We start from the raw sequence: 3,437 nt of genomic DNA, 5'->3' as shown, positions 1-3,437 counted from the left end.
GGCGCTGTTCGTGGACGGCCGTTATATCCTGCAAGCACCGAAGCAGGTCGACACCGACATCTTCGAGGTGCTGCAAGTTCCGGAAGCCAAGCCCTCGGAATGGCTCAAAGAGACGCTCGTGAAAGGCAATGCCGTCGGCTACGACCCGGCGCTGCACACCATCAAGGAGATCGACCGGCTCACCAAGTCGCTCGGCGCCGAAGGCATCCGTCTGACGCCGGTGCCGGAGAATCCCATCGACAAGCTTTGGGAGAAGGATCGGCCGAGGCCCCCGATGGCGGGGATCGTGCACCACTCAGTCGAGTTCTCGGGCCGAAGCGCGGCCGAGAAGATCGCTCAGGTGCAGGACACGCTCAAGGAGGACAACCAGGATGCGGTGCTCCTGACCGCGCCGGATTCGATCTGCTGGCTGTTCAACATTCGTGGCGGCGACATCAAGCACACGCCGGTCGCGCTCGCCTTCGCCATCGTGCCGAAGGAAGGCCGCCCCACTTTGTTTATCGACCCCGCCAAGGTCGACGAAAATGTGCGCGGGACCCTTCAGTCCATCACCGACATCGCCAAGCCCGGCGAGCTGGATGGGGCGCTGAAGCGCTCGCCGAGCAGAAGGCGAAGGTGCGGCTCGATCCCGACTCCGCGGCGATGCGCTTCGCGCAGGCGTTGGAAGTGGACGGCGTCAAATACGTTGCCGGCGAGGATCCTTGCACGCTGCCCAAGGCGACCAAGACGAAGGCGGAGATCGCCGGCGCGCGGGCCGCGCATCTTCGCGACGGCGCGTCCATGGTGCGCTTTCTCGCTTGGCTCGACGAGGTCGGCGAAACGGGCCGCGTGGATGAGGTCTCCGCGGCGATGAAGCTCGAAGATCTCCGCCGCCAGTCCGGCCAGCTCAAGGATATCAGCTTCGACACGATCTCCGCCTCCGGACCCCACGGCGCGTGGTGCATTACCGGCCGACGAACGCTTCCAAACGCGTGCTCGACAAGAACTCGCTCTATCTGATCGATTCCGGCGGGCAATATGTTGACGGCACCACGGACGTCACGCGCACGGTGGCGATCGGCAAGCCGACGGCCGAGATGAAGCGTCATTACAGCCTGGTGCTGAAGGCGCATATCGGCATCGCCACGGCGCGCTTTCCCAAGGGCACGCGCGGCCAGGACCTCGACCCTTTCGCGCGCCGGCCCCTATGGGAGGCCGGTATCGACTTCGATCACGGCACGGGCCACGGCGTCGGCAGCTATCTGTCGGTGCATGAAGGCCCGCAGCGCCTGTCGCGGCTCGGTTCCGAAGTGCTGGAGCCCGGCATGATCCTTTCCAACGAGCCCGGCTATTACCGCGAAGGGCAATACGGCATCCGGCTGGAGAATTTGATCCTGGTCACGCCGCTTACCAAGATCGAAGGCGGCGAGCGGGAGATGATGGGCTTCGAGACGCTGACGCTCGTGCCCTTCGACCGGCGGCTGATCGACCCGAAGCTGTTCGACCCTTCAGAGCTTGCCTGGCTGAACGCCTATCACGCGCGGGTGCGGCGGGAGGTCGAGCCTCTGATCCTGAGCGACGACCGGCCGTGGCTGCGTCACGCCACGCAGAAGATCGGCTGACGCTTCTCCCGCGTTGGAGGCTTGGATGGAAACGCTGGTCTCGGCGGTAGCGGCCACTCTGACGACCGTCGCCTTCGTGCCGCAAGCGATCCACATCATTCGCTTCAAGGAGACGCGCGCGATCTCGCTTCAAATGTACGTGGTGTTCGCGACCGGCGTGGCGCTGTGGCTGACTTTCGGGGTGATGATCTGGAACTGGCCGATCATGACGGCGAACGCCATCACCCTGGTGCTTGCGCTCACCATCATCCGCATGAAGCTGCGCTACGGCTGAGCTACTCGATCAGCTTGAGCCATTCGTCTTCCGACAGCACCTGGACTCCCAAGTCCTTGGCGTTTTTGAGCTTCGAGCCCGCTCCCGGACCCGCCACCACATAGTCGGTGTTCTTGGAGACCGAACCCGCGACCTTGGCGCCGAGGCGCTCGGCGCGCGCTTGGCCTCGGACCGCGTCATCTGCTCGAGCGTGCCGGTGAATACCACGGTCTTGCCGGACACGGGCGAGGTCTGGTCGACCGCTTCGAGCGGTTGCGGGCTCACCTGCTCGAGGAGTTCCTCGACCACTTCGACGTTGTGGGGCTCGGCGAAGAAATCGGCGATGGCCGCCGCCACCGTGGGGCCTATGCCCTCGATATTGTCGAGCTCGGCGAAGGTCTCGCCGTCGCGATCCTTGCCCGCAGCACGCATCGATTTCAGGAAAGTCTCCGCCGTGCCGTAATTACGCGCGAGCAACCGCGCGGTGATCTCGCCCACATGGCGAATGCCGAGCGCGTAGATGAAGCGGTCGAGCTTGACGCTGCGGCGCGCTCGATGGCGGCGAACAGCTTCTGGGCCGAGAGCGCGCCCCAGCCTTCCCGCTCGGCGAGCTTGCCCTCCGCCGCCTTGTCTTTCTCGGCGAGGGTGAAGATTTGCGGCGGTGATTCGATGGTGCCGTCTTCATACAGTTCCTGGATGCGCTTCTCGCCGAGCCCTTCGATGTCGAAGGCGTTGCGCGAGACGAAATGCTTCAAGCGTTCGACTCTTTGCGCCGGACAGATGAGCCCGCCGGTGCAGCGGCGCACCGCATCGCGCTTGCCGGTCTTCTCGTCCACCTCGCGCACCGCATGGCTGCCGCAGACCGGGCAAACATCCGGAAACTTGAATCGTTTCGCGCCTTTAGGACGCTTATCTTGCACCGCTCCGAGAATCTGCGGAATGACGTCGCCGGCGCGCTGCACGATAACCGTGTCGCCGATGCGCACGTCCTTGCGTTCGATCTCGTCCTCGTTGTGAAGCGTGGCGTTCTGCACCACGACACCGCCGACGGTGACGGGCTCGAGCTTGGCGACGGGGGTGAGCGCGCCGGTGCGGCCGACCTGGATTTCGATGTCGCGCAGGATTGTGGTTGCCTTCTCGGCGGGAAATTTATGGGCGATGGCCCAGCGCGGCGAACGCGAGACGAAGCCCAGCCGCTCCTGAAGATCGAGGCGGTCGAGCTTGTAGACGATGCCGTCGATGTCGTAGTCGAGCCCCGCACGGCCCTCCTCGATCTCGCGGTAGGTGTCGAGCATCTCGTCCACGGAGCTCGTAAGCTTAGCCAACGGGTTGAGCGGAAAACCCCAGGCCGCCATGGCCTCGTAGACCCCCCATTGGGTATCGGCGGGAAGCTTCGCCGCCTCGCCCCAAGAATAGGCGAAGAAACGCAAAGGCCGCGCGGCGGTGATCTTGGAGTCGAGCTGGCGAAGCGAGCCGGCCGCGGCGTTGCGCGGATTGGCGAAGAGTCGGTTGCCGCCTCTCCTGCTCGGCGTTCAGCGCCTGGAAGGCGCTGTGGCTCATATAGATCTCGCCGCGCACCTCGA

General features: G+C 64.6%; 4 protein-coding genes and 1 pseudogene. 4 read left to right on the top strand and 1 reads right to left on the bottom strand.

Features of this window, described 5'->3' with window-relative positions; translation table 11 throughout:
• The 4 genes from AUC71_RS05795 to AUC71_RS05785 form a co-directional block, all read left to right on the top strand.
• Positions 1-853: aminopeptidase P family N-terminal domain-containing protein (locus AUC71_RS05795; RefSeq protein WP_193427019.1), on the top strand; the 853-nt coding region annotated here is incomplete at its 5' end.
• Positions 829-999, top strand: coding sequence for a hypothetical protein (locus tag AUC71_RS19225; protein WP_158007716.1), 171 nt, complete (start codon positions 829-831; stop codon positions 997-999). The genes AUC71_RS05795 and AUC71_RS19225, both read left to right, overlap by 25 nt.
• The gene (locus tag AUC71_RS05790) at positions 972-1,601 is read left to right on the top strand and encodes a M24 family metallopeptidase (protein ID WP_158007715.1); all 630 of its coding nucleotides are present in this window, start codon (positions 972-974) and stop codon (positions 1,599-1,601) included. Before AUC71_RS19225 ends, AUC71_RS05790 begins: the two co-directional genes overlap by 28 nt.
• 25 nt (positions 1,602-1,626) lie before the next feature.
• The gene (locus tag AUC71_RS05785) at positions 1,627-1,875 is read left to right on the top strand and encodes a SemiSWEET transporter (RefSeq protein WP_069623503.1); all 249 of its coding nucleotides are present in this window, start codon (positions 1,627-1,629) and stop codon (positions 1,873-1,875) included.
• 1 nt (position 1,876) lies between these two features.
• Here AUC71_RS05785 and ligA read toward each other — a convergent pair.
• Positions 1,877-3,437: pseudogene (gene ligA, locus AUC71_RS17445) on the bottom strand (NAD-dependent DNA ligase LigA); the annotation flags it as partial.

It is taken from the genome of Methyloceanibacter marginalis (assembly GCF_001723295.1).
Classification (GTDB): Bacteria; Pseudomonadota; Alphaproteobacteria; order Rhizobiales; family Methyloligellaceae; genus Methyloceanibacter; species Methyloceanibacter marginalis.
The sequence above is the reverse complement of the archived record's forward strand: the minus strand, read 5'-3'. Positions and strand labels throughout refer to the sequence as shown.